This window comes from Streptomyces sp. JLBT605 (genome assembly GCF_058215555.1).
In genome coordinates this window covers 6403551-6428642 of sequence record NZ_CM177087.1, presented here as the reverse complement: position 1 = coordinate 6428642, position 25092 = coordinate 6403551, and the positions used below count along the sequence as shown (strand labels likewise).

Sequence of the window (25092 nt, the reverse complement as noted above, 5' to 3'; positions counted from 1 at the left end):
GGTCGGTGCTCAGCGGCGGTATGTGGCTGTCGCGGTCTCGATGAAGGATCGGATCAACGGGTTGGTGTCACCTTCGTTCCACACCGCCACCACTCGGCTCGGCGCCATGTCGATCAGCGGCACGACGGCCAACTCCGCGGGCAGGTCGTGTCCGAGCGGGGCCAGGCCGACCGTGCCGTTCCACAGCACGGTCTGCAGGCACTCCTGGACGGCGCGCACCACTGGGCCCTCGCGCGACCGGCCGCCGTTCCAGTACGACTGCCAGATGGGATCGGTTCCCTGCGGGAACCGGAACCAGCGGCGGTCGCTCAGGTCGGCCAGGTGCAGGCGGTCGCGGTGGGCCAGCGGATCGTCGGCGCGCAGGACCACGCCGACCGGATCGGTCCGCAGCGTGCGCACCGCCAGGGCGGTCTCGTCGAACGGCGCGCGGGTCAGGGCGACGTCGACCAGCCCGGCGCGCAGCCCGCGGGTCGGGTCGGTCAGGTCGGTGTCGCGGACGCGGATGTCGATGCCGGGGTGCCGGCGGCGGTAGGCGGCCGCCAGCCTGGTCACCGCCGGGTCGGTGCCGTCACTCAGTATGCCGACGGTGATGCTCGCGACACCGGCCGCCGCGCTCACGCGTACCCGGACGCGGTCGGCATGGTCGAGCAGGGCCCGCGCCTGGTCGAGCAGCACCGTGCCGACCGGGGTGAGTGTGACGCCGGCGGGCGAGCGGGCGAACAGCGGGGCCCCGACATCGGCCTCCAGCCGCTTGATCGCCCTGCTCAGCGGCGGCTGGCTGATGTGCAGTCGGCCGGCGGCCCGGCCGAAGTGGAGTTCCTCGGCGACGGCCACGAAGTACCGCAAGGTCCGTAGCTCCACACTGCAACGATACCCACGAGGTATCGGTGTCGAGAGATGGGTCTTGGACAACCGTGGAGCCCCGGCGGTGCACTTGTGGGCATGACCGAAGCAACGAAGACCAACGAGCCACAGGACCTCCCCTCCGTATCGGTGGTGGGTCCCGGCGACGGTGAGACGATCGTCCTGGGCACCACGCGCATGCGCGTCCTCGAGGACGGCAGCCGCACCGGGCACCGCCTCGCGATCGCCGAGTCCGTCCTCGCCCCGCACACCCAGGGACCGCCGCAGCACCGCCACGCCCGACACGACGAGGGCTTCTATATCCTCGCCGGCACCGTGCGGTTCACCATCGGGGAGGAGAACCACGACGCCACCGCGGGCACGTTCGTGATGGTTCCACCCGACACCCCGCACACCTTCGCCAACACCACCGACCAACCGGCGGTCATACTCAGCACGTTCACCCCGGACCTGTACCTCCAGTACTTCCGCGACCTCCAAGACATGCTCGCCGACGGCCGACCGCTGACGCCACAGACCAACATCGACGCGATGAGCCACTACGCGACCAAACCCGCCACCGACTTCACCTGAAGCGGACGGACCGGCCCTCGCGGCGTCGGGCAGGCGAGGCCGCACGCGGGGCAGCACTGGCTGCCAGGTCGACCTGTTCGTGGTCTCAAGATCCCGTACATGGTCCGCAACGACTGGCAGAGCCGAGGCCAGGCCATGGCCGCCGCCCTGACCTGCTACAAGAAGCTCGCGAAACCTGCCACGTGAGACACCCTCTCAGGAGGCGAGATCATCGTCTGGTTCCCCGAAGTCCCGGATGAAGGCCGAGCCGTCGCTGGGCAAGGCGGCCCCATCTTCAGATCCCCCAGAGACCCCGAGGTCGCGGCGCATCGCTTCTCTCATGGCGCCTATCAGGGACCAGAGCCCGTGCTGGGATTCAGCGGCTGACCGCAGGGTCTCATCCGGACGAGCATTCCCCTGCTCCAGGCGCTTCACCTGCCCGTGAACCCGGGTCAGTCTCCCGTTCAGCTCGCGAGCCGGGGCAATCACGGCGTCGGGGGCGATCATCAGCGCCTCTGACCAACGGTCGCGGTAGGTCGCTTTGGCGTCTTCCAAAACCCGTATGTCCTCCTCCCCAGGGGAGCCGTCTCGCAGGACGTACAGGTGACGACTCAGCGCCGTTGCGAACTGCCGTGCATCCCGGTGCAGTTCCGAGTAGCAGCGCCGCCTCAGTTCGCGGTTCTCGCGGACTTCCTGGATGGCCTGGGCCATCTCCAGCTCACGCCTCTTGGCCCTCTCGGCACCCCGTTGCGTAAGGAGCGCGCCTCCGAGCGTGCCCGCCACACCCGTCATCGCGAGCAGCACCACCCCAAAGTCCATGGGGGAACCCTAAGGCCGTCCCGTGACCAGCAGTCACGGGACAGCCCTCAGGGGTGGGGTCCCGGAAGACGACCCGCCGGTAAGGCTGGGCCGGAGGGCAGCGAGGTTACGGTGGTCTGCCGGAATCGGTGCCCTCCGATGTGCTCGCCGGCTGTGTTCACCCACCGGCCCGCCGCCGACTGGCTCACCTACCGACACCGCCGCCGGCCTGCCTCGGTCAACCCCCATCTACTGGTCAGCCGGCACTTGGCACTCGAGCAGGAGCGGCCACCGGCCTCCATCGGAATCCCGCTACATCAAAGCCCCCACCCCGAGCGCACAGCCAAGCTGCCGCGGTGACGGTGGCCGAGGCGAGGGCTCCGAGCTGTCGATGGCCGGCAGAAGGGCGGCGAGCACTCCTCACTCCGCCCCGGGGCCGCCTCCGGGGGCGCCCGCGGGGCCGCCCCGGCCTCCTGATGCGGCGGGTGACGGCGGGTAGTCGTCGACGGTCATGGAGTTGTAAAGGCGTGCGCTCTTGGTGGTGAGGCGGACGAGCGCGCGGCTGGGGCCCGTGGGCAGGGCGGAGATCAGGCGGGCGCCCTGGGCCAGTCCCCACACGCCGAGGTGGGAGGTGGGGATCAGGGTCTTCGCCGCGCTCAGCGCGACGGCGCGGCTGCCGTGCACGTGTGCCGCCATTGCGCGCTCGTAGGCGGGGAAGGCACGCTCGTGGTCGCCGCCCGCCCGTGCCAGTTCTCCGGCGAGGACGTACGCGCCGACGACGGCCAGGGTGGTGCTGCCGCCGACGGCCGGACCGGGGCAGTAGCCCGCGTCTCCGACGAGTGTCACTCTCCCCCGTGACCAGGTGTCCATGCGGAGCTGGGTGATGGAGTCGAAGTAGAACGCCGGGGTGCGGTCGAGTTCGTCCAGCCAGCGGTCCACGTGGGCGTGCATGCCGGCGAACGCACCGCGCAGCAGCTCCTTCTGCCGGGGCACGTCGCGGTGGTGGTAGTCGAGTTCACACTCGCTCCGGAACAGGAACAACGCCCGCGCGTCGCCCAGGTGCCGCGCGCCGTACATGCCGGCAGTGCGGCCGACGCCGACGTGGATGAGGAGCTCGCTGTCGAGGTCGGCGACGTTCGGCAGGGTCAGCACCCCGAGGTAGGCCCCGATGAAGGCGCTGGCGCGGGACTCTTCATCGAAGACGAGGCGGCGCACGTTGGAGTGCAGCCCGTCCGCACCGACGACGAGGTCGAAGCCGCGCGGCGCGGCGTTTTCGAACCGCACCTCGCCGTCGGGCGAGATCGCGGTGATCGAGTCGCCGAAGACGTACTCGACGTCGTCGCGTGTGGCGTCGTAGTAGATCTCGCTCAGGTCGTCGCGCATGATCTCGACGTGCCGATCCGAGGTGGCGCCGAAGATCCTGGCGAGGTCCGCCCGGACGGGACGCCGTGAGCCCTCCCGGTAGACGGTCATCCGGTTCGCGCCGGTGGCCCGCTCCTCGACACGCGGAAGCACGCCCATCTTCTCCGAGATGTTCATCGCGGGCCGGAACAGGTCGACCGCGTGGCCGCCGGTCTTGCGCAGCGCCGGGGCGCGCTCGACGACGGTGACCAAGAAGCCGTGTCTGGTGAGCCAGTAGGCCAGCACCGGACCGGCGACGCTGGCGCCGGAGACGAGAATCCGCGTGGCACTCCTTGTTTTCATTGAGTCCACCCGGCGTGGATCGCGGTGAAGGCCAGCAGACAGGTGGCGGTCCGCGGCGGATCCTCGAGCAGGGGCGAGTGCCCGAGACCGGGCAGCAACTCGACCCTTGCGCCGGGAACGGCGCGGTAGTCGGAGGCGGATGAGGATCGCCATCTGCGGTCGTCCTCACCGAAGACCACCAGCAGTGGCTTGCCCAGGACCGTCAGCCGATCCGGCAGCGCCCGCTGCTCCAGGTAGGAGCGGGTGGCCCGCATCGACGTGGTGAGCGAGTGGTGGGTCATACCGCGCACGTCGTCCAGGAGCTCTTGTGGAATCTGGTAACCCGCGCGGCTGAAACCCGTGCTCGCGAACCGCCGGAGCTGCTCGTCGGTCGGCGGCCACTGCGAGAGGCCGCTTGCGGCGGACTCCGTTGCGATGAAGGCGCCCAGGCTGGGTCCGGTGTTGATGAGCGCGAGCGCGGTCACCAGGTCGGGTCGTTGTTCGGCGAGAGCGGTGGCGACGACGCCGCCGCTGGAATGGCCGACGACCACGGCGCGCTCTACGCCGAGCCGGTCCAGTACCGCTTCGACCCGACGTGCCTGGTCCGGGATCGCGTAGCCGCGGTCGGCCGGTTTGGCCGACCGGCCGTGCCCGAGCAGGTCGATCCGGATGACGCGGTGAGATCCGGTCAGCAGCGGAACCAGCGGGTCCCACGAGCGGGTCGAGGAGGCGGACCCGTGGATGAGCGCGAGCGCGGGGGCGTCGCGGGGGCCGTCCTGGCACACGTAGATGTCGCCGTCGTCCAGCGACAGGGTTGAACTCTCGGTGGCCTCGGGGCCGCCGTTCACGTACGGTCCGCCGTCAGAAACAGTCATGAGCCCACAGTCGCCGCTGATCGCCGTCGGCGGATTGGATAAATGTTCCCCGCAGCCGGCTCACGTAGCATGAGATGGTGCAAACGTTCGTGCACGGTGCGGCTGTGTGGGGCGTGGAGTGCCCGCAGCGGCCCAGCCGGGTGGCCGGTCTCACCATGGCCGGGTTCCGTGTCCGTGAACTGGACGCGCTTCGGATGGTCCCGCACCCGGCCGTGACGCTGCTCCTGGAGTTCGGCGCCGGCTCGCCCGTCCTTGACTGTGCCCCAGGGCGGCGGCAGTGCGGAAGCTTCGTCGCTGGGCCCGGGTTGGGGTCCGGAGGCGCGGTCCGGGCGCGGGGAGAGAACGTCGAGTGCGTGCAGGTGCGCCTGTCTCCGGTGATCGCACGCGCGGTTCTGGGCGCCTCCCCCGCCGACCTCGACGGCGCCGTCGTGTCGCTTGGCGACCTGTGGGGCCGGGAGGCGTCACGGATCCGCGAGCAACTCGGGGACGTCTTGTCCTGGCAGGCTCGCTTCGCGTTGACGGACGCGCTGCTCGCCCGCCGGCACGAGGCGGGGCCGCCGGTGGACCCGGAGGTGGCCTGGGCCTGGCACCGGATCGTCGTCAGCCGTGGCCTGACCCGGGTCGACGGACTCGCGGCCGAGGTCGGGTGGAGCCGCAAGCGGCTGTGGTCCAGGTTCCGATCCCAGCTCGGCCTGCCACCCAAACGCGCCGTGAAGCTGATCCGCTTCGACCATGCCGCCCACCGCCTGGTCGCGGGTGAGGGCGCGGCCAAAGTCGCCGCCGACACCGGCTACGCCGACCAGTCCCACCTGCATCGGGACGTCATGGCGTTCACCGGGGCAACCCCCGCGACCGTGGCTGACGAGCCGTTTCTCGCCGTTGACGGCATCGCATGGCCCAGCCGTTGGAATCCGCCGCCTCTGTTAACCGGATGTTAGCTCTCGGTCCGGGACCTGTACGCCGGTGACCTCCGGCACGGAGGCTGCGACCTGCGGCGACGCCCAGATGTGAGCGGTCGCCGCGGTTCGCACCCGACGGAGGAGAGGCCCCGTGTCGAAAAGCGCGCCCGCGCCCCGCAGCCGCACCCCCTGGAGAGCCGTGGTCGGCGGCTCGATCGGCAACCTGGTCGAGTGGTTCGACTGGTTCGTGTACGCCAGTTTCGCCACCTACTTCGCGAAGGCGTTCTTCCCCGGCGGCAACGACACCGCGCAGTTGATGAATACCGCCGGCATCTTCGCCGTCGGCTTCTTCATGCGCCCGGTCGGTGGCTGGTTGCTCGGGCGGTACGCCGACCGGCGCGGCCGGAAGGCCGCCCTCACCCTCACCGTGACGCTGATGTCGGCGAGCGCGCTGCTCATCGCCATCGCCCCCACCTACGGCCAGGCCGGCTACTTCGGCGCGGTGGTGCTGCTGGCGGCCCGGCTGCTCCAGGGCCTGTCGGTGGGGGGCGAGTACGCCGCCAGTGCCACCTACCTCACCGAGGCTTCACAGCCCGGCCGCCGCGGCTTCGTCGCCAGCTTCCAGTACGTTTCGATGACGCTGGGCCAGCTGTGCGGTCTGGGGTTGCAGATCCTCCTCCAGCACACGATGTCGGACCACGCCCTGCACTCCTACGGGTGGCGTATCCCCTTCCTGGTCGGCACGGTCGGCGCGGCGGTCGTCTTCTGGCTCCGGCGGAACCTGCTGGAGACCGAGGCGTACGAGGAGGCCGAAGCGGGGCCGGAGGGCGCCGGGGCGGAGCGCGAGCGCGGCACGATGCGTCAGCTGCTGCTGCACCGCAGGGAGTTCGCTCTGGTCATGGCGCTGACCATGGGCGGCACGGTGGCGTACTACACGTACACCACTTATCTGACGAAGTACCTGTCGAACACGGCGGGGATGAGCAAGTCCGACGCGTCGCTGGTCAGCTTCTGCGCGCTGTTCCTGTTCATGCTGCTCCAGCCGGCGGCCGGCGCGCTCTCCGACCGGATCGGCCGCCGTCCGCTGCTGATCGGCTTCGGCGTCGGCTCGACGCTCGCCACCGTCCCCATCATGAGCACCCTGTCGCACACCAGCACCTTCGGCGGGGCGCTGCTGCTGTCGCTGGCGGCGCTGGTCATCGTCACCGGCTACACCTCGATCAACGCGGTGGTGAAAGCGGAGCTGTTCCCCACCCAGGTGCGGGCGCTGGGCGTCGCCCTGCCGTACGCGCTGGCCAACGCCCTGTTCGGCGGCACCGCGGAGTATGTGGCGCTGTGGTTCAAGAACGCGGGCGCGGAGTCCGGGTTCTACTGGTACGTCTCCGGCTGCGCGGCCGTCTCGCTGGTGGTCTACGCGACGATGCGGGAGACCCGCGACGCCGCGCTCACCGGGTCCGGCGGACCCGGCGTCGAGGGCCCGGAGGCCGGGGCCGCCGGACCCGAGGCGGGCACCGGCGCGCCGGGGGCGTGTCCCCGGCAGGCGGCGGTCTGACCCGTCGGCGGCCCGTCGGGCACCGCCTACGCTTGAGCGCCATGCACGTTCTCCTGGTCGAAGACGACGACCGGCTGGCCGCCGCGCTGACCGCCTCACTCGCCCGGCACGGACATCAGGTGGTCCGGGCCGGGCGGGCCGATGACGCGCTGCGGCTCAAGGACGGCGCCGACTTCGTCCTGCTCGACCTGGGGCTGCCGGACATGGACGGGCTGGAGGCGCTGCGCCGGCTGCGGCGGGTCTCGGCGGTCCCGGTCATCGTGGTCACCGCCCGCACCGAGGAGCGGGATGTGCTGCGGGGCCTGCGGGGCGGCGCCGACGACTACCTGGTCAAGCCGTTCCGCACGGCGGAGCTGATCGCCCGGATGGAGGCGGTGGTGCGGCGCGGCACCCGGCCACTGGCGGCGCCCGGGCCGGTGGTGGTGGCGGGCGCGGGCGGCGTGCGGATCGATCTGGCGGCCCGGCGGGTGGAGGTGGGCGGCCGGCCGGTGGAGCTGACCCGCCGCGAGTTCGATGTGCTCGCCCTGCTCGCCCGCGAACCGGGCGTGGTGCGCAGCCGGGAGGAGATCCTCGACGCGGTGTGGGGAGACGTGCTGCTGTCCGCCTCCCGTTCGCTGGATGTGCACATCGCCCAGATCCGCGCCAAGACGGGCTGCCCCGGACTCGTGGAGACGCTGCGCGGCACCGGCTACCGGCTGGGAACCGGCGGATGCGCCTGAGGATCCGGCGCGTCTACACCGTTCTGGTCGCCTTTCTGGTCATCGCGCTCGCCGTGCCGCTCGCTCTGGCGTACTCCTCGCACCGCACCGGCCAGCTGCTGCTGGACCGGCGCGCGGACGCCACCCGGCTGGCCGAGCTCGCCGATCAGGCCATCCGCGAGGGGGACACCGCGGGCCTGGCGTTGGAGGTCGGCCGCTACGCCTGGCTGTACCGCACCGGGGTGGAGGTACGCGGCCGGGACGGGCAGCTGATCACCGGCGGCGGGGCCTGGGACGCCGAGGCCGCCGAGCGGGCCCTGTCCGGCCGCACCACCGGCAGCCTGCCGCTGGTCACCCCCTTCGGCCCGGACTCCGCGGTGGTCGCCGAGCCGGCCGGCCGGGACGCCCAGGTCTCGGGGGTGGTGCTGCTGCGGGTCACCACCGCGGCCGCCCGGCGGGATGTGGCGCGGGTGTGGGCGGCCATCGCGGCGTGCTCCGTGGTGGCGGTACTCGGCGCGCTGATCGCGGCCGGGCGGTTGGCCCGCTGGATCCTGCGCCCGGTGACCGAGCTGGACGCGACCACCCGGGCCATCGCCGAGGGGCGGATGGACGCGCGGGTCGGCGACGCGGGTCCGGGCCCCGCCGAGCTGCGGTTGCTGGAGCGCCGGTTCAACGCGATGGCCGACGCGGTGTCGGCCGCGCTGGAGCGGCAGCGTGCCTTCGTCGCCGACGCCTCGCACGAGTTGCGCACCCCGCTGACGGTGCTCTCGCTGCGGCTGGAGAATCTGGAGCCGCATCTGCGGGCGGACGGCGCCGCCGAGTACGCCGAGGCGCTCGCGGAAGTCGACCGGCTCGCCCGGCTGATGGAGGATCTGCTCACCCTGGCCCGGGTGGAGGCCGACGCCGCGGCACCGGAGCCGGTCTCGGCCGAGCAGCTGCGGCAGCGGCTGACGGCATGGCGCGAGGTGTACGCGGCGCGTGGGCTGACGCTGGCCGTGGAGCTCGGGGAGTCCGGTGCCACGGCCCCGCCGCTGCCCGCCGCGGCCGCCCGGATCGCCGATATCGCCTTGGACAACGCGGCGAAGTTCGTCCCCGACGGCGGCTCGGTGACGGTGTCGCTGCACCGGGGCACGCTGCGGGTCACCGACGACGGCCCCGGGCTCGACGCCGAGCAGCGGGGGGCGGCGCTCGGCCGCTTCTGGCGCTCCCCGACCCACGGGAACGTGCCCGGCAGCGGGCTGGGGCTGGCGATCGCGGCCGAGCTGGCCCGGGCCTGCGGCGGCACCCTGGCGCTGTTGCCCGCCGAGCCGCACGGCCTGGTGGTCGAACTCCGGCTTCCCGGCCCGCCGTCGGCCGCCGGACCGGCTCCGGCCGGCCCTAGCGGACGCCCGATCGGCAGCCCTTCCCCCGGACTGACCTGATCGGCTCAGCCGTAGACGGAGCGGTAGTGAGCGGCGGCGCCGGGGTGCAGCGGGACGGTCCCGGTGCCGATGGCGTACCGCTCGTCGAGCCGGCTGCCGGGCGCGTCCGGGACCGGCAGCCGGTCCCGGTGGGTGAAGAGCACGGCGGTCACGGCCCGTGCGATGTCCTCGTCGAGGTCCGCGCGGCACACCAGATAGCTGGGGGTACCCACGGTCGGCGTGGGCCCGCGCTGCCCGTACGCCCCGGCGGGGATGTCGACGCTCTCGTAGACCGGGCCGTGCGCCCGGCGCAGACCGGGGGCGAGTTCGCCGAGCGGGACCAGCCGGATGGGGGTGCGGCGGGCCAGGTCTTCCAGGGCGCGGGTGGGTGAGCCGCCGGACCAGAAGAAGGCGTCCACCCGGCCGCCGCGCAGGGCGGTCACGGACTCGGCCAGCCCCAGCCGCACGGTGCGCACCCGGTCGCGGACCCCGGCGGCGGCCAGCACCCGCTCGGCGGTCACCGAGGTGCCGGACTCGGCCGCACCGACCGAGACGGTGTGCCCGGCCAGCCGGGCCGGTTCCCGGATCGGCGAGCCGGCGGGCACCACGAGGTGGAGGTAGTTGAGGTAGAGGCGGGCGAGGGCGGCAACCGGCGCCCGGCCGCTGAACGTGCCCCGGCCGGCGGCGGCGTCGGCGGCGGTGTCGGCCAGGGTCAGCGCGAGATCCGCCCGTGCGGCGGCGAGCATCCGCAGGTTCGCCACGCTGGCGGCGGTGGTGAGCACCTGGATGGTGAGCCCCTCGTGCGCCTGGTGCACCTCGTCGGCGAGGCGGCTGCCGAAGGTCTCGTACGGGCCGCCTTCCGGTCCGGTGGCAAGCCGGATCGCGCCCCGTGGCCCGGAGCCGGCGCAGGCGGTGAGGGGGGCGGCGGCGAGAGCGCCCAGCAGGACGCGACGGGATACCGCGGACACCCGGTCATGCTAAGAGGCATTCACGAATGAGTGAATGCGTGGCTGGATGAATGAGTGGCGGTGCCACCACGGCGTCATGGTGACGCGGACGGCCCAGGGCTGCCTGGCGGCGAAGCGGCAGACTGCCCTGGGCCGGTCCGGTCAGGTGGCGCGCAGCTGGGCCCACACGACCCGGCCTCGGCCACCCGCGGCTGGCCGGTCCCCCCAGGCGTCGACCAGAGCCCGCACGAGCATCAGCCCGCGCCCGCTCTCGTCGTCCGCCCCGGCCCCGCGCGCCGTGGGTCCGACCGGTCCCCCGCCCTGGTCGGCAACCTCGACGTAGAGTTCGCGCTCGTCTCGTTCGTCGGCGCGTATGACACACAGAATCCGATCGCTGCTGGTGTGCACGAGGGCGTTGGTGACCAGCTCCGACATCACCAGTTCGGCGGCGTCACAGACCTCGCCGCCGAAGCCCCAGGCGGGCACATGGGCCCGCACCTGGCCTCGGGCCGCGGCGACGGAGGTCCCCCGGGCGGGCAGCTGGAAGCGTTCGTGGCGGTGCCTGTCATGGACGCCACCGCTGAGCGGGCGCCGGACCATCGTGGTGCAGTGAGGCAGTGCCACGGCCTTGTGCCTTCCGTCTGACCGACAGGGGCTGGGTGCTGCAAGTCCTCGGCCACACAGCCTGCTTCGACTGTGTTGCCCTCTCACTATCGCGGGTGCGAGGCCCAGTTGGCAAGAGGCGATCTGCAAAATGCAGAATAGCGAGCGCAGTCTGTTCGATTCAGGGCGCCCATGGCACACTGATCACGCCGTCAGTCGTCCGGTCAGCAGCCGTCCGGTCATGATTCGTCCGGTGGTCCGGTCGTCAGTCGTCCGAGGAGGAGCGACGTGGGTGAAGCGCGGTCTGCCCCGACCGTCGGGCAGATGGTCCTCGGCATGCGCCTGCGCAAGCTGCGCGAGGAAGCCGGGGTCTCCTTCGACCAGGCCGCCAGGGCCCTGCACGTCAACCAGACCACGGTCCGCCGCATGGAGAAGGCCGAGGTAGGGCTCAAGATCCCGTATGTCGAGAAGCTGCTGCAGACGTACGGGCTGCCGCGCGAGGAGATCGAGGACTTCCTCGCTCTGACCGTGGAGGCCAACAGGCCCGGCTGGTGGCACCGGTTCCGCGATGTGCTGCCGGAGTGGTTCAGCCTCTATGTGAGCCTGGAGGAGTCGGCCACCCGGATCCGGGCGTACGAGCCGCACTGCGTACCCGGCCTGCTCCAGGTCCCGGAGTACGCCCGCGCGCTGTTCCGGGTCGGCTTCCCGTCGGCGTGCGAGGAGGAGCTGGACCGCCGGGTGGAGCTGCGGATGGAGCGTCAGGCCCTGCTCACCCGGGAGCGGGCACCCCATCTGTGGGCCGTGATCGACGAGACGGCCCTGCGCCGACCGGTGGGCGGGCCGGAGGTCATGCGCGCGCAGATCGACCGGCTCATCGCGGCCGTCACGATGCCGAACATCACCTTGCAGGTGCTGCCGTTCGCCGCCGGCCCCCATCCCGGCATGTTCGGCCCCTTCCAGCTCTTCCGATTCCAGATCCCGGAACTGCCGGACATCGTCTACGCGGAGAACCTGACCAGCGCGGGCTACATCGACCAGCGCGCCGATGTGGCCATCTATCTGGAGGCGCTGGACCGGATGTGCACCCAGGCGACGCCGGTGCACCGGACCGAAGCCTTTCTCGGCGCGATTCGCAAGGAGTTCTGACTGTGGATCACGTATACAACGGCATGCCCTCCAAGAATCTCGGCACCGAGGGCTGGCAGAAGCCGTGGAGCGGACCGAACGGCGGCAGTTGCGTCGAGGTCATGAAGCTCAGCGACGGCCGGGTGGCGCTGCGTCAGTCCACCGATCCGGACGGTCCGGCGCTCATTTACGGCTACGACGAGATCGAAACTTTCATCCAGGGCGCCAAGGCCGGTGACGCCGACTTCCTGCTGACTTAGCATCACCAGACGGAACGGACCGCATCGGCTGCCCGCCCGGGGCGGCGACGACACCGAAACGGAGGGCCGCATGACCGACCACGGCCTGGCAGCCGGCCGGATCGACAGCAGCAGGCCGCATCCCGCCCGTATGTACGACTGGTACCTCGACGGCAAGGACCACTACGAGGTGGACCAGAAGGCCGCCGCCAAGGTGCTGAAGATCTACCCCAGCGCCAAGACCGGCGCCGGGGCGAACCGGGCGTTCATGCACCGCGCGACCCGCTGGCTGGCCGGTGAGGCCGGTGTCCGGCAGTTCCTCGACATCGGCACCGGTATACCCACCGAACCTAACCTCCACCAGGTCGCCCAGTCCGTCGCGCCCGAGGCCCGCATCGTCTACACCGACAACGATCCGATCGTGCTGGTGCACGCCCAGGCGCTGCTGCGCAGCACCCCCGAGGGCCGTACCGCCTACCTCCAGGCCGACGTCCGTGAGCCGGAGACCATCGTGTCGGCGCCCGAGCTGCACGAGACGCTCGACATGAGCCGCCCGGTGGCGCTCTGCCTCAACGCGCTGCTGCACTTCATCCCGGACGAGTCCGAGCCGTACGAGATCGTCGAGCGGCTGATGGCTCCGCTCCCCTCCGGCAGCTATCTGGTGCTCACCCACTGCACCCCGGACTTCGACCCGCCCACCTGGGAGCGGATCGTCGAGGTCTACCACCGGGGCGGCATCATGTCCCGGGTGCGCACCCGGGACGAGTTCGAGCGCTTCTTCACCGGGCTGGAGCTGGTCGAGCCCGGCATCGTGGTGGCGCACCACTGGCGGCCGGACGCCGCGACGCGCGCCGCCAAGCTGGAGGACTGGCAGGTGTCGCTGTACGCGGCGGTGGCCCGCAAGCCCTGACACCCGGGCCCTGACACCCGGGCCCTGGCACATGGGCCCTGGCACATGGGCCCTGACGCCGGACGGTGTACCCCGCGGGCGCGGCGTACGCCGTCCGGTGCATCGCCGGTCGCGGGCCGGGCTCCGCCGGTGTGAGCCTGAGGTGGTGATCGGCACCGCAACCGTCCTCACCGACCGCAGCCGCACCGCGGACACCGCGCGCCGGCGGCCGCCCGCCCTCTCCTGGCTCGCCGTCGTCGCGGCCGGCTACGCCGTGGTCCAACTGCTCCTCGTCGTGCCGCGGGTCGATTTCGGCCTGCTGTGGGACGAGAGCGTCTACGCCTCCCAGGTCGACCCCCGGCAGCCCGCGCTCTTCTTCAGCGCGCCCCGGTCGCGCGGCATCAGCGTGCTGGTGGCCCCGGTGGTGTCCGTGACCTCGTCCGTACTGCTGCTGCGGGTGCTGCTCGCCCTGCTCGCGGCCGGCGCGCTGTACGCGGCGTTCCGGGTGTGGGAGCGGCTGGTGGGCCGGCGGACGGCCGCGCTGGCCGCGCTGCTCTTCTCCGGGCTGTGGATCACCCAGATCAGCGGTTCGCAGGTGATGCCGAATCTGTGGGTGGCGCTCGGCGCGGTCGCCGCCGTCGGCTGGTTCCTGCGGGTGCCCGGTGAGCCGGCGGCCCGCTGGTGGCTGGCCGGGGTGCTCGCCGCCGTCACCCTGGTCCGCACCCCGGACGGGGGCTGGCTGGCGGGGCCGCTGCTGGTGGCCGCGGTGGCTGTGCGGGCCTGGCGGCCCGCGCTGCCCGCGCTGGTCGCCGGCCCCGCGCTGGGCGCCCTGCAGTGGGTGATCGAGGCGTACGCGCGCTTCGGCGGGATCGCCGAGCGGCTGCGGATCTCCAGCGCCACCGAGGGCGACATGGGCCCGCACTGGAACGTCGGCATGGTGCTGCGCAGCCTCAACGGCCCGCTGCTGTGCCGCCCCTGCGAGTCCGCCGTCGGTCCGCACCCGGCGCTGGCCCTGTGGTGGCTGGCGCTGCCACCGCTGGTGGCCGCCGCCCTGGTGCCGGCCTGGCGTGAGCGCCGCCTGGCACCGACGCTCCTGCCGGTGGTCTGCGCCGCCGCGCTGTCCTTCTCCTACCTCTTCCTGATCGGCTATTCCGCGCCGCGCTTCCTGCTGCCCGCCTACGCCCTGCTGGCGCTGCCCGTCGCCGGGCTCGCGGTCCGCCTGGCTCCGGCCGTGCGGGGGCCGGACGCCCGGCGGTGGGCCGTGACCGGGCTCGGCGGGCTCCTGGCGGTGCATCTGGCCAGTCAGCTGGTCGTGCTGACGCACACCACCAACTCCACGGCCGTCATCGCCGCCCACTACCAGGAGGCGGCGGCCGATCTGCGCGCCCTGGGGGTGCGTCCGCCGTGTCTGCTCACCGGGGAGCACGCGCTGCCGATCGCCTACGCCGCGGGCTGCGCCGCCGCTCAGCTGCACGGCAACAACCGCTCGATCACCGAGCCGGAGCTGCGTCGGCGCGCCGCGCGGGTGCCGACCGCCGCGCTGGTCGCCCCGGGCCGGGCCGTCGGGCCGCACGCCCGGAACTGGACCCCCTACCCTCTCGCCCGCAGCGGCTGGACGGCGTACCTGGCGCCGCGCCGCTGAATCCGGCGGCGGATCCGGGCCGGGGCCGCACCGAGCCGGGCCAGGCGCGACCAGGCTGCCGGGCGGCGGCCGGGGAAGGTCACCAGTCGGTGGGCGCGTAGTCCTTGAGGAAGACGCCGAACAGGTCCTCGCCGGCCTCACCGCGCACGATCGGGTCGTACACCCGGGCGGCGCCGTCGACCAGGTCGAGCGGGGCGTGGAAACCCTCGGCGGCCAGCCGGATCTTGTCCGGGTGCGGGCGCTCGTCGGTGATCCAGCCGGTGTCGACGCTGGTCATCAGGATGGAGTCGGACTCGAACATCTCCCGGGCGCTGGTGCGGGTGAGCATGTTGAGCGCGGCCTTGGCCATGTTGGTGTGCGGGTGGCCCGCGCCCTTGTAGCCGCGGCTGAACTTGCCCTCCATGGCGGAGACGTTCACCACGTACTTCCGGCGGGCGGGGGAGGCGGCCATCGCCGGGCGCAGCCGGCTGACCAGGATGAACGGCGCGGTCTCGTTGCACAGCTGCACTTCGAGCAGTTCGACCGGGTCGACCTCGTGGACCCGCTGGATCCAGGTGTTGCTGGCATCCAGGTCGGGCACGAGTCCGCCGGCGTCGATCGCGGTGCCGGCCTCGATCCGCTCCAGCGAGGCGGAACCGGTGGTCAGCGCGAGCGCGGCCACGTCGTCCGGGGTGAGCGCGCCGGGCCGGGGTGCGGCCGGGGGCAGCGCCGCCTGGGCTCCGCTGCCGAAGGCGCCGAAGACGACGGACTCGGGGAGCTCACCGGCGGGCAGCGGGGCGGACTCGCCCGCGATCAGCTCGGAGTACGCCTGGCGGCTGCGCCGGACGGTCTGCGCGGCGTTGTTGATCAGGATGTCCAGGGGGCCGGCCGCCGCCACCGAGTCGGCCAGCGCGATCACCTGGGCGGGGTCGCGCAGGTCTATGCCGACGATCTTGAGGCGGTGCAGCCAGTCGGCGCTGTCCGGCATGGCCTTGAACCGCCGGACCGCGTCGTTCGGGAAGCGGGTGGTGATGGTGGTGTGCGCGCCGTCCCGCAGCAGCCGCAGCGCGATGTACATGCCGATCTTGGCGCGGCCGCCGGTGAGCAGGGCGCGGCGCCCGGTGAGGTCGGCGCGCGCGTCCCGCCGGACCCGGTTCTCCTTGGCGCACGACTGGCACAGCTGGTGGTAGAAGGCGTCGACCTCGACGTACCGGCTCTTGCAGACGTAGCAGGACCGGGGGCGCTCCAGGATGCCCGCGATCTCGGAGGTCACCGAGCTGGTGAGGGCCCGGCCCAGCGTCTCGTCGTCGATCCGGTCGGCGGCACCGGTGGCGGTGGCCTCGGTGACGGCCCGGTCGTTGGCGGTCTTCGCCGCGCGTCGCTCCTGGCGGCGGCGCTGCTTCACCATGCGGTAGATGCCGGAGGTGGCGCGGCGCACCATGATCGCGTCGGGGTGGTCGACGGGCAGTTCGTCGAGTTCGGCGAGGACGCTCAGGCAGACCGCCATGCGCTCCGGGTCGATGCCCGGATGATCGGCCATGGCCTGTGCCGCCTCGGCCTCGATCCCCGCCCCGGCGGCCCGGCCGCTGTCAGTCACCGTCATCGCCGCCGCTTTCTGGTTCGTCTGTTCTACTGGGGGCTCCGGCGAACTGTACGTAAACGGGGGCGGCCACGCCAAACTCGTCGTCCGCGCGGGATCACCCCCGGATTGGCTCCCGCGTCACCGTCCGCCACCGGCCGGGGTGGCGGACGAGATGATCATGGCTGTCTGTCACCGGGCCTCGGCCGAATCCGGCGCGTCGCCGCGGGTGCCGTGCGACACTGCCGAGGACGGCGAGGGGAGCCGCGTGGTGACCGAGCATCGGGAGCGGGCCCAGGTGCGGGCCCGTCAGGAGATCGACCGGCTGACCGCGGCGGGTGTCCGCGGCGCCGCGCTGACCTGGGTGGACAACGCAGGACTGACCAGAGTCAAGGCCGTGCCCACCGCGCGGCTGGAGCAGGCGGTGACAGGCGGCGTCGGCGCGTCGCCGGTCTTCGACGTCTATCTGGTGGACGACTCGGCGACCCGCAGCCGCCATGTCGGCGGCCCCGACGGCGATCTGCGGCTCTTCCCCGATCTGGAGCGGCTGACCGTGCTGGCCGCGCAGCCGGGGTGGGCCTGGGCCCCGGTCGACCGGTACGACCAGGGCGGCAGCCCGCACCCGGTGTGCCAGCGGCAGTTCGCCCGCCGGATGACCGAGCGCGCCCTGCGGCGGGGGCTGCGGCTGCGGATGGGCTTCGAGACCGAGTGGGTGGTCATCCGCGCCGGGGCGCCCGGCTCCGCGCCCGGGGCAGAGGTGGTCTTCCCCTGCGCCGGCCCGGCGTACGGGATGACGCGGATCGTGGAGCTGTCGGACTATCTGGCCGATGTGCTGGCCGCGCTGCACGAGCAGCGGGTGGATGTCCTGCAGATCCACCCGGAGTACGCCTCGGGCCAGTTCGAGCTCTCCACGGCGCCCGCCGATCCGGTCGGTGCCGCGGATCTGTCGGTCCTGGTCCGCGAGACCGTCCGGGCGGTGTCCGCGCGGCACGGGCTCGCGGCGGCCTTCGGCCCGGCCGTCGAGCCGGGCACCGTGGGCAACGGCCGCCATCTGCACCTCAGTCTCTGGCAGGACGACCGCAATCTGTGCCAGGGCGGTGACGGGCCTTTCGGTCTGACCGCGCCCGGCGAGGCGTTCCTCGCCGGGGTGCTCCGGGAGCTGCCCGCGCTGCTGGCCGTCGGGGCGCCCACCCCGGCCAGCTATCTGCGGCTGGAGCCCTCGCGCTGGGCGGGGGTGTTCCAGTGCTGGGGCCTGGAGAACCGCGAGGCCGCGGTGCGGTTCATCGCCGGCGCCCCGGACGACCCCGACGCCGCCAACGCCGAGGTCAAGTGTTTCGACGCGGCCGCCAACCCGTATCTGGTGACAGGCGCGGTGATCGCCGCCGGGCTGGCCGGGCTGGACGCCGGGCTCACCCTTCCGAAGCCGGTGGCGGACGATCCCGCGCTCGGCGGTGGGCAGCCGCGGCTGCCCACCTCGCTCCCGGAGGCGCTGGGCCGCTTCGAGGACTCGGCGGTGCTGCGCGAGGCCATGGGCGACCCGCTCTTTCAGTCCGTCGCGGCGGTGCGCCGAGCGGAGGCGGAACTCTTCGCCGAGGCCACGCCGGACGCGATCGCGGCCGCGACCCGGCTGCGGTACTGACGGGGGCCGACGATGCAGCCGGACCCCGCGGCCGCCGGGACACCCCCGCCCGTCCCCGGCGGTGGGATGCCACCCCTGCCCGGCGGCGGCGCCCTGCCCGCTCCGTCCGCGCCGCCGCTGTGGCGGCGGCTGCCGCCGCTGGTCGACCACCACTGCCACGGGGTGGTCCGTACCGATCTCGACGCCGAGGCGTTCGAGGCGCTGCTGACGGAGGCCGACACCCCGGCCGCGCCCGGCACGACCTTCTTCGACACCCAGCTGGGCTTCGCGGTGCGCCGCTGGTGCCCGCCCCTCCTCGGGCTGGAACCGCACTGCCCGCCGGAGCGCTATCTCGCGCGCCGGCGGGAGCTGGGGCATGAGGAGGTCACCCGGCGGCTGCTGCGCGGCGCGCGGATCGGCACCTACCTGGTGGACACCGGACTGCCGGGCGCGCTGACCACGCCCGCGGAGCTGGCGGCGGCCGGCGGCGGCACCGGGTACGAGATCGTCCGGCTGGAGCCGCTGGCGGAACGCGTCGCCGACCGGGCCCCGGCACCGCACGCGTACGCCGCCGCGCTCGACGCGGCGGTACGCGAGGCCGCCCGCACCGCGACCGGCTTCAAGTCCGTGGCCGCCTACCGCTGCGGGCTCGACTTCGACGCCTCCCCGCCGAGTCCGGCGGAGGTCCACGCGGCGGCGGCCCGGTGGCTCACCCGCCGAGTCCCCGGCAGCAGGCTCACCGACCCGGTGCTCATCCGGCAGCTGCTGTGGTCCGCGGCCCGGACCGCCCTCCCGCTACAGCTGCACACCGGCTTCGGCGACCCGGATCTCGATCTGCACCGCTGCGACCCGCTGCTGCTCACCGACTTCATCCGCGCGGTGCGTCCCACCGGCTGCACGCTGGTGCTGCTGCACGGCTATCCGTACCACCGGGGGGCGGCCTATCTCGCCCATGTGTTCCCGCACGTCTACGCCGACGTCGGCCTCTCCCTCGGCCACACCGGAGTGCGCGCCGAGACCGTGCTCGCCGAGGTACTGGAGCTGGTGCCGTTCGGCAAGCTGCTGTTCTCCACCGACGCCTACGGACTGCCCGAGCTGTATCTGGTCGGAGCGCGCCTGTTCGAGCACTCGCTCAACGCGCTGCTGTCCCAGTGGGTGGCGTCGGGTGCCTGGTCGCGGCCGGATGCCGAGCGGGTGGCCGGGCTGATCGCGGCGGACAACGCCCACCGGGCCTACCGCCTCGACCGGCAGCGCGCCCAGCGGTGACCCATACCACCGACCACCAGCACCAACCACAGGATCCGGACGGTCTGCTTTCGGATAACCCGGGTCGCCCGAGGCGAGGGGTATGACCGGAAATGGCGACCTGGGCACGATGTCGGCCCTGGTACGTCTTCTCCTCCCCCGCTGTCGTACCCGACGATGAGCAGGAGGGATTCTCCGGGCAGTGGCCTCGCCGGGCTGACACGTCACCCAGCGGGAGGTGCGGAGCGTGTCGCTCAATGGCAAGAATGTGCGTCGGACCCGGCTGTGCTGGGAGACCGTCGCACACGGCGGCAGCCTGGACCACCGGCTCGGCACGACACCGTCGTCCCGGGGCACCCGACCGGATGCCGGGCCGCCGTCGGTCGACCGGCCTTGACGAGCGAGGGAGCGGGCCTATGCGTGCGGTGGTGTTCGATGGGTTCGGACGGAAGCCCGAGGTCCGGGAGGTCCCGGATCCGGCACCGCCACACGGCGGCGCGGTGATCCGCGTCGAGGCCACCGGCGTCTGCCGCAGCGACTGGCACGGCTGGATGGGGCACGATCCCGGCATCCGGCTGCCGCACGTGCCCGGCCATGAACTGGCCGGGGTCGTCGCGGAGGTGGGCGCGGACGTCGCCAACTGGCGCCCCGGGCAGCGGGTCACCGTTCCCTTCGTCTGCGCCTGCGGCCGGTGCGGGGCCTGCGCGGAGGGCGACCAGCAGGTGTGCGAGAGACAGAGCCAGCCCGGGTTCACCCACTGGGGCTCGTTCGCCGAGTACGTCCCGGTGGAGAACGCCGACATCAACCTGGTCGGTATCCGGGAGGAGTTGCCCTTCACCACCGCGGCCGGCCTGGGCTGCCGCTTCGCCACGGCCTTCCGGGCGGTGGTCGACCAGGGCAGGGCGGCGCCGGGCGAATGGGTCGCGGTGTACGGCTGCGGCGGCGTCGGGCTCTCCGCCGTCATGATCGCGGCAGCCGCCGGCGCCCGGGTCATCGCGATCGACATATCGCCGCGCCCGTTGGACCTGGCACGCCGGTTCGGCGCCGCGGTCTGCATCGACGCCTCGTCACTGCCGGGCTCGGTGGCCGAGGCGGTCCTGGACGCGACCGGCGGCGGCGCCCATCTGTCGCTCGACGCGCTGGGCAGCCCGCGCACCTGCGCCGCGTCCATCAACAGCCTGCGGCGGCACGGCCGGCACGTCCAAGTGGGCCTGCTGCCCCCGGCCGCGGGCAATCCGATGCTCCCGATGGCCCGGGTCATCGCCCTCGAACTCCAGCTGCTCGGCAGCCACGGCATGGCCGCGCACGCGTACGCGCCGATGATGGAGATGGTCAAGGCCGGCATCCTGCGGCCGGATCTGCTGGTGACCGCCACCATCGGACTCGATGACGCCCCCGAGGCGCTGGTCGCCATGGGCTCCCGGGGCCGGAACCGGACCGGAGTCACCGTCATCGAGCCGCAGCGTCACCGTGCCGGCGGCCCCGGGAGGGCCGGGCGGTAAGATCACCGACCATGCTTCGGGTGCCGGTGGGGGTGGACGCGGAACGCTGGGCCACCCGGTCCGGAGGGCGCCGGGTGCTCCTGGTCGTACACAACGTGACCTCGGCGACCCGGCTCCTGGATGTGCTGCCGCTGCTCCGCGACGACCACCGGCTCCACCTGCTGGCGACCTGTACCCAGTCCTCGCCCTTCCTGGCCGGGGTGCCGGAGCTGCTGGCCGCCGCCGGCCTCCCTGTCCTTCCGTGGGAGCAGGCGAAGGCGACGCCGGTGGACCTGGCGCTGTCGGCCAGCTACGGCGGTGAACTGCACTGCCTGCGCGGAAAGTTGGCCGTGCTCTCGCACGGGGTCGGATACAATAAGAGGCTGGCCGCACCGGACACCGGACACCGGACACCGGACACCGGACACCGGACACCCTTCGCCCGAGGCAGAGGCGCAGGCAGGGCCAGGAGCACGGGCTCAGGCAGACACAGACGCGGAATCCGCGTCGGCGGACGCGCCCGCTCCGGTCTTCGGGATGTCCGACGACTGGCAGCTCCACAACGGCCGCCCCATCGCCACCGCGACCGTCCTCTCCCACCCCGAGCAGCTCACCCGGCTGACCGCCGCCTGTCCCAAGGTCGCCCCCACCGCGCGCCTCGCGGGTGATCCCGCCTACGACCGCATGCTCGCCGCGCGCGGCGACCGGGAGCGCTTCCGGCGGGCCCTGGCCGTCGCGGACGGTCAGCGGCTGATCGTCGTCAACTCGACCTGGGGCCCGCGGTCCCTGTTCGGGGACGGCGGTCCGGCCGATCTGCTCCCCTGGCTGCTGCGCCGGCTCACCACCGAACTCCCCGCCGACGAGTACCGCGTCGCCGCGGTACTCCACCCCAACATCTGGTACGGGCACGGGCCGGGCCAGATACGCGGCTGGCTCGACCGGGCGCGCCGGGCCGGGCTCGCGTCCGTCTCCCCGCTGGACGACTGGCGGCAGGCGCTGATCGCCGCCGACTGCGTGCTCGGCGATCACGGCTCGGTGACCTTCTACGCCGCCGCGCTGGGCATTCCCGTCCTCCTCGGGACCTTCCCCGACGCCGACCTCGACCCCGATTCACCGGTGGCCGCCTTCGGCCGCACCGCGCCCCGGCTGATTCCGCATCAGGCGCTGCGGCCCCAGCTGGACCGGGCCATGGACACCCACGATCCGCTGCGCTACGCCCCGATCACGGCGCAGACCACCTCCTCCCCCGGCGGCTCGGCCGCGCTGCTGCGCGGACTCTTCTACGAGCTCATCGGCATCCCCGAGCCGGCCGGCCGCCCGGCCCTGCTCGACCCGCTGCCGCTGCCGGGATTCGCCCCGGCGAAGCGCACCGCGCCGGTGCGCGCGCTGGCCCGGCTGCTCGGCGCCGGACCGGACGGGGCTCCGGAGATCGCGGTCACCCGGTATGCGGACCCGGACCACGAGCCGGATCACCCGGACGAACTCAGCGCCGCGCACACCTGCGTGCACGAGGACACCCAGGACCCGGGCGTGCTGCACCTCGCCGATGTGATCGTGCGTCACGGCGCCGCGGACGACCCGCGACTGGGCCCGCCGGGCGCCTGGACCGCCGAGGTCCTGGCCCGCTACCGGCACTGCGCCCTCGCCGGCTACATCACCGGGCCGGACCGCTGCGTCCTGCGCACCCGGAGCGGGGCGGCCGTGGCGCTGACCGCCGCGCCCGGCGAGCAGGGCCGGCCGGACCTGTGCGATCCGGCCTGCTACGCCTCGGCGCTGCACGCCTGGCTCAGTCAGGGCAAGGCGCTGGAGGAGGTCATGGCGACCGGGCTGACCGTGGTCACCGGCGCGACGCGCCACCGGGTCCGCGTCCGGGAACTCGCCGGCTGAACCCGGCGCCCACCCGTGTCAGCTCCGTTCAGCCCTGTCCAGCCCTCCGCGTCCCTCCGCCTCCGGTCATGCCGGATCGTCCGGTTCCTCCAGCAGGGAGGCGACGCGGGCCACCGCACCGGCCTCGCCGAGGTCTTCGTACACCGCGTGGGCGAGGACGAGATTCCGGCGCGCCCCTGCCGCGTCGCCCAGCTCGCGGGCGCAGCGGGCGCGTAGTTCGGCGGCGTCCGCGCGCATCAGGGCCGCGCCCTCGTCGGCCATCACGGTCAGCGCCTCGTCCAGTGCGGCAGCCGCCGCGGCCGGGTCGCGGCGGGCCAGGTGGGTCTCGGCGACGCTCATCAGCACCCGGGCCTCGTTGTACCGGTCGCGTTCGGTGAGCCGGGCGAACGCCTGTTGCGCCTCGGCGAGCCTGGCGAGCGCCTCGGTGTGCCGGCCGGCGCCGCGCAGCGCGCGCCCGGTGTGGTGGGCGAGCAGCGCGGTGGCGCGCGGCACGTCGGCGGCGCCTTCGCCGCCGGGGCTGATGGCCCGCAGCGCGTCCTGGGCCCGCGTGAAGAGATCCGCCGCCTCCGCCCACCGCCACTGCTTGAGCCGCAGCAGGCCGAGCGACTCAAGGGCCGTGGCCCCGCCCCGGTGGTGGCCGGCCTCACCGTCCACCCGCGCGGCTTCGGCCAGCTCGCGCTCCGCGTCGTCGAAGCGGAGCAGCCCCAGGTAGGCGAAGGCGAGCTGGGTACGCATCCGGGCTTCGGCGCGGTGGTCGGCGCAGCGCTGGGCGGCGGCGACGCCGCGCCGGTGGGTGGCGGCCCACTGCTCATGGAAGCCGAGCCGCAGATGGAAGCCCCACATCCCCTCGCACAGCTGCCACACCAGGTCGTCGAAGCCGTATTCCTCGGCGGTGCGGACGGCTTCGGCGATGTTCTGCCGTTCCCGCCGGAGCAGGGCCAGGGCGGCGGCCGGGTCGCGTGGTGCGGTGTGGTCGAGCAGGCCGTACGCCGGTCCCAGATGCCAGCGTCCGGGGATCACCTGGGCGTCGGCCTCGACCACCAGGCGCAGGAACCACTGGACGGCCCGGCGCAGTGCGGCGGGGTGGCCGTCTCCCCGGGTGTCCTGCCGGGTGGCGTGCCGGCGCACCACGTCGTGGAAGCGGTAGCGCTGTGCCGCGACCTCCTCCAGCAGGTGCACCGCGGCCAGCTCCTCCAGGAGCCGGGCCGTCTCCGCCTCGCCGGCTCCGGCGATCGCGGCGGCCGCGCCGACCGGGATCCGGGGCCAGGGCCGCAGGGCGAGCAGCCGGTAGAGCCGGGCGGCCTGCGGGGTGAGCTCCCGGTAGGAGAGATCGGTGGCGCGGTAGGCCGGGTCGGCGTCCTCGGTCCGCGGCATGCCGTCATCCCCCTGTGGGTCGCCGGTGGCCAGTTCGCGGTCGAGCAGGTCCCAGTCGAGATGGTCGCGGACCCGGACGGCGGCGCCGGTGGAGCAGAGCGCGAGCGGGCTGCCCGCACAGCGGCGGACGACGGACTCGGCGTGGAGCCGCTGCCGTCCGAACCGCTCCTCGCCGACCACCCGGACCATCAGCCGGACGGAGTCCTCGGCGGTCAGCGGGGTCAGCGGGATGGGGCGGGCGCCGGACCGGACCAGCTCGGGCATCCGGCGGCGGCTGGTGACGATGGTGAACGCGCCCGGCGCGGCGGTCAGCAGCGGCTCGACCTGCGCCGCGGAGTGGGCGTCGTCGAGGACGACCAGCAGGCGCAGCTCGGCGGTGAGGTCGCGGAAGAGGGCGGTCCGGTCGTCCTGGTCCGGCGGGATGTGGGCGGGCCGCACGCCGAGGCTCCGCAGGAAGCGCGCCAGCACCTCCGCGGGCGGTACCGCGGTCTGGGTCGAGCCGCCCCGCAGCTCCGCGTAGAGCTGCCCGTCGGGGAAGTGCGGGCGCAGGGCGTGCGCCCAGTGGACGGCCGCGGCGGTCTTGCCCATGCCGCCCGCTCCGGTGATGACCGCGACCCGCTGCGGGGTTTGCAGTTGGGCGCTGAGCTCGGCGAGCTGGTGCTCGCGGTCGGTGAAGTGCGGGGAGCTGGGCGGAAGCAGTCGCGGACGGGAGGCTCCCGGTGCCACCGCGGCGGTCCGGTCGAGCCCGGCGACCTCCCGCAGCCAGCGCCTCAGTTCGCCGGCGAACCGGGGGTCCCGGTCGGCCTCCGCCACCAGCGCGGCGGCGAGCCGGGCCCGTTCGCCGGCGTCCCGCGGGGCGGCGGGGTGGGGCTCGCCGTCGGGCCGGCCGTCCGGCTCGCCCGCCTCGTCCGGCCGCCCGTCCGAGCGGCCTTCGTCCTCCGCACGGTGGTCGTCCGCCGTCCCGTCCGCGCCGGAGCCCGCCGCGTCGTCCTCCCGGCGGGTGGCCCGTCGCGCCAGCCCGGCCAGCGCCTCCCAGCCCCGTCGGCCCGCCTCGCCCGCCGCGCCGGTGAGCGCGCCCGACCCGGCCGTCTGGATCGCCGCCGTGACCGCCGTCATCGAAAAAATCGGATCCACCCCGTGCCCCTCCCCCGGCTCGACCTCGG

General features: G+C 73.4%; 21 protein-coding genes. 13 read left to right on the top strand and 8 right to left on the bottom strand.

Annotation, left to right across the window (positions count from 1 at the left end; translation table 11 throughout):
* Nucleotides 1-9: 9 nt before the first annotated feature.
* A complete protein-coding gene (locus AC4BDD_RS27865) occupies nt 10-861 on the bottom strand; it encodes a LysR family transcriptional regulator (RefSeq protein WP_490688219.1) in 852 nt (283 codons plus the stop codon).
* An 81-nt stretch (nt 862-942) separates the two neighbouring features.
* Here AC4BDD_RS27865 and AC4BDD_RS27860 point away from each other — a divergent pair, with 81 nt between their 5' ends.
* A complete protein-coding gene (locus AC4BDD_RS27860; RefSeq protein WP_490688218.1) occupies nt 943-1437 on the top strand; it encodes a cupin domain-containing protein in 495 nt (164 codons plus the stop codon).
* Between the two features lie 195 nt (nt 1438-1632).
* Here the strand turns inward: AC4BDD_RS27860 and AC4BDD_RS27855 are convergent, their stop codons facing one another.
* The 3 genes from AC4BDD_RS27855 to AC4BDD_RS27845 form a co-directional block, all read right to left on the bottom strand.
* Complete coding sequence (locus tag AC4BDD_RS27855) at nt 1633-2235, bottom strand: hypothetical protein (RefSeq protein WP_490688217.1); 603 nt, start codon at nt 2233-2235, stop codon at nt 1633-1635.
* Between the two features lie 399 nt (nt 2236-2634).
* Nucleotides 2635-3918 carry an FAD-dependent monooxygenase gene (locus AC4BDD_RS27850; protein WP_490688216.1) on the bottom strand — a complete coding sequence of 428 codons (1284 nt, stop codon included), beginning with the start codon at nt 3916-3918 and terminating at the stop codon, nt 2635-2637.
* Entirely contained in the window at nt 3915-4772 is an 858-nt protein-coding gene (locus AC4BDD_RS27845) for an alpha/beta fold hydrolase (protein ID WP_490688215.1), read from the bottom strand. Before AC4BDD_RS27845 ends, AC4BDD_RS27850 begins: the two co-directional genes overlap by 4 nt.
* A 77-nt stretch (nt 4773-4849) precedes the next feature.
* Here AC4BDD_RS27845 and AC4BDD_RS27840 point away from each other — a divergent pair, with 77 nt between their 5' ends.
* The 4 genes from AC4BDD_RS27840 to AC4BDD_RS27825 all read left to right on the top strand — a co-directional run bounded on the left by AC4BDD_RS27840 (nt 4850) and on the right by AC4BDD_RS27825 (nt 9342).
* Entirely contained in the window at nt 4850-5710 is an 861-nt protein-coding gene (locus tag AC4BDD_RS27840) for an AraC family transcriptional regulator (RefSeq protein ID WP_490691961.1), read from the top strand.
* Nucleotides 5711-5822: 112 nt separating this feature from the next.
* Complete coding sequence (locus tag AC4BDD_RS27835; RefSeq protein WP_490688214.1) at nt 5823-7223, top strand: MFS transporter; 1401 nt, start codon at nt 5823-5825, stop codon at nt 7221-7223.
* Between the two features lie 41 nt (nt 7224-7264).
* Nucleotides 7265-7942, top strand: a complete 678-nt coding sequence (locus AC4BDD_RS27830; protein WP_490688213.1) for a response regulator transcription factor — start codon at nt 7265-7267, stop codon at nt 7940-7942.
* The gene (locus AC4BDD_RS27825) at nt 7933-9342 is read left to right on the top strand and encodes a sensor histidine kinase (protein ID WP_490688212.1); all 1410 of its coding nucleotides are present in this window, start codon (nt 7933-7935) and stop codon (nt 9340-9342) included. The genes AC4BDD_RS27830 and AC4BDD_RS27825 overlap by 10 nt, the downstream gene beginning before the upstream one ends.
* A 5-nt stretch (nt 9343-9347) precedes the next feature.
* Here AC4BDD_RS27825 and AC4BDD_RS27820 read toward each other — a convergent pair whose 3' ends face one another.
* Nucleotides 9348-10289 (bottom strand): TAXI family TRAP transporter solute-binding subunit, encoded by a 942-nt coding sequence (locus AC4BDD_RS27820; protein WP_490688211.1) that lies wholly within the window; start codon nt 10287-10289, stop codon nt 9348-9350.
* A gap of 141 nt (nt 10290-10430) precedes the next feature.
* Complete coding sequence (locus AC4BDD_RS27815) at nt 10431-10892, bottom strand: ATP-binding protein (protein ID WP_490688210.1); 462 nt, start codon at nt 10890-10892, stop codon at nt 10431-10433.
* A gap of 303 nt (nt 10893-11195) precedes the next feature.
* Between AC4BDD_RS27815 and AC4BDD_RS27810 the strand changes: the two genes are divergently transcribed.
* The 4 genes from AC4BDD_RS27810 to AC4BDD_RS27795 all read left to right on the top strand — a co-directional run bounded on the left by AC4BDD_RS27810 (nt 11196) and on the right by AC4BDD_RS27795 (nt 14766).
* Entirely contained in the window at nt 11196-12017 is an 822-nt protein-coding gene (locus AC4BDD_RS27810; RefSeq protein WP_490691960.1) for a Sco1979 family transcriptional regulator, read from the top strand.
* Between the two features lie 2 nt (nt 12018-12019).
* Nucleotides 12020-12256 (top strand): DUF397 domain-containing protein, encoded by a 237-nt coding sequence (locus AC4BDD_RS27805; protein ID WP_490688209.1) that lies wholly within the window; start codon nt 12020-12022, stop codon nt 12254-12256.
* 70 nt (nt 12257-12326) lie between these two features.
* Complete coding sequence (locus tag AC4BDD_RS27800; protein ID WP_490688208.1) at nt 12327-13145, top strand: SAM-dependent methyltransferase; 819 nt, start codon at nt 12327-12329, stop codon at nt 13143-13145.
* Between the two features lie 145 nt (nt 13146-13290).
* Nucleotides 13291-14766 (top strand): hypothetical protein, encoded by a 1476-nt coding sequence (locus AC4BDD_RS27795; RefSeq protein ID WP_490688207.1) that lies wholly within the window; start codon nt 13291-13293, stop codon nt 14764-14766.
* Between the two features lie 79 nt (nt 14767-14845).
* On the opposite strand, the gene AC4BDD_RS27790 is transcribed toward AC4BDD_RS27795, so the two are convergent.
* Nucleotides 14846-16348, bottom strand: a complete 1503-nt coding sequence (locus AC4BDD_RS27790; protein ID WP_490688206.1) for an SDR family NAD(P)-dependent oxidoreductase — start codon at nt 16346-16348, stop codon at nt 14846-14848.
* 244 nt (nt 16349-16592) lie between these two features.
* Here AC4BDD_RS27790 and AC4BDD_RS27785 point away from each other — a divergent pair, with 244 nt between their 5' ends.
* The 4 genes from AC4BDD_RS27785 to AC4BDD_RS27770 all read left to right on the top strand — a co-directional run bounded on the left by AC4BDD_RS27785 (nt 16593) and on the right by AC4BDD_RS27770 (nt 22555).
* Complete coding sequence (locus tag AC4BDD_RS27785; RefSeq protein ID WP_490688205.1) at nt 16593-17963, top strand: type I glutamate--ammonia ligase; 1371 nt, start codon at nt 16593-16595, stop codon at nt 17961-17963.
* 66 nt (nt 17964-18029) lie between these two features.
* On the top strand, nt 18030-19208 hold the full coding sequence (locus AC4BDD_RS27780; protein WP_490691959.1) for an amidohydrolase family protein: 1179 nt from the start codon (nt 18030-18032) through the stop codon (nt 19206-19208).
* A 395-nt stretch (nt 19209-19603) separates the two neighbouring features.
* Complete coding sequence (locus tag AC4BDD_RS27775; protein ID WP_490688204.1) at nt 19604-20689, top strand: zinc-dependent alcohol dehydrogenase family protein; 1086 nt, start codon at nt 19604-19606, stop codon at nt 20687-20689.
* Nucleotides 20690-21205: 516 nt separating this feature from the next.
* Nucleotides 21206-22555 (top strand): hypothetical protein, encoded by a 1350-nt coding sequence (locus AC4BDD_RS27770; protein ID WP_490688203.1) that lies wholly within the window; start codon nt 21206-21208, stop codon nt 22553-22555.
* Between the two features lie 66 nt (nt 22556-22621).
* Here the strand turns inward: AC4BDD_RS27770 and AC4BDD_RS27765 are convergent, their stop codons facing one another.
* Nucleotides 22622-25045, bottom strand: a complete 2424-nt coding sequence (locus tag AC4BDD_RS27765; protein WP_490688202.1) for an ATP-binding protein — start codon at nt 25043-25045, stop codon at nt 22622-22624.
* Nucleotides 25046-25092: the final 47 nt, after the last annotated feature.

Excerpts from the sequence above, each read along its gene's own strand:
- AC4BDD_RS27765 (WP_490688202.1), bottom strand. The coding sequence starts at position 25,045 with ATGACGGCGGTCACGGCGGCGATCCAGACGGCCGGGTCGGGCGCGCTC.
- AC4BDD_RS27775 (WP_490688204.1), top strand. The coding sequence starts at position 19,604 with ATGCGTGCGGTGGTGTTCGATGGGTTCGGACGGAAGCCCGAGGTCCGG.
- AC4BDD_RS27770 (WP_490688203.1), top strand. The coding sequence starts at position 21,206 with ATGTCCGACGACTGGCAGCTCCACAACGGCCGCCCCATCGCCACCGCG.
- AC4BDD_RS27800 (WP_490688208.1), top strand. The coding sequence starts at position 12,327 with ATGACCGACCACGGCCTGGCAGCCGGCCGGATCGACAGCAGCAGGCCG.
- AC4BDD_RS27825 (WP_490688212.1), top strand. The coding sequence starts at position 7,933 with ATGCGCCTGAGGATCCGGCGCGTCTACACCGTTCTGGTCGCCTTTCTG.
- AC4BDD_RS27845 (WP_490688215.1), bottom strand. The coding sequence starts at position 4,772 with ATGACTGTTTCTGACGGCGGACCGTACGTGAACGGCGGCCCCGAGGCC.
- AC4BDD_RS27860 (WP_490688218.1), top strand. The coding sequence starts at position 943 with ATGACCGAAGCAACGAAGACCAACGAGCCACAGGACCTCCCCTCCGTA.
- AC4BDD_RS27830 (WP_490688213.1), top strand. The coding sequence starts at position 7,265 with ATGCACGTTCTCCTGGTCGAAGACGACGACCGGCTGGCCGCCGCGCTG.
- AC4BDD_RS27810 (WP_490691960.1), top strand. The coding sequence starts at position 11,196 with ATGGTCCTCGGCATGCGCCTGCGCAAGCTGCGCGAGGAAGCCGGGGTC.
- AC4BDD_RS27855 (WP_490688217.1), bottom strand. The coding sequence starts at position 2,235 with ATGGACTTTGGGGTGGTGCTGCTCGCGATGACGGGTGTGGCGGGCACG.
- AC4BDD_RS27790 (WP_490688206.1), bottom strand. The coding sequence starts at position 16,348 with ATGACGGTGACTGACAGCGGCCGGGCCGCCGGGGCGGGGATCGAGGCC.
- AC4BDD_RS27780 (WP_490691959.1), top strand. The coding sequence starts at position 18,030 with ATGCCACCCCTGCCCGGCGGCGGCGCCCTGCCCGCTCCGTCCGCGCCG.
- AC4BDD_RS27850 (WP_490688216.1), bottom strand. The coding sequence starts at position 3,918 with ATGAAAACAAGGAGTGCCACGCGGATTCTCGTCTCCGGCGCCAGCGTC.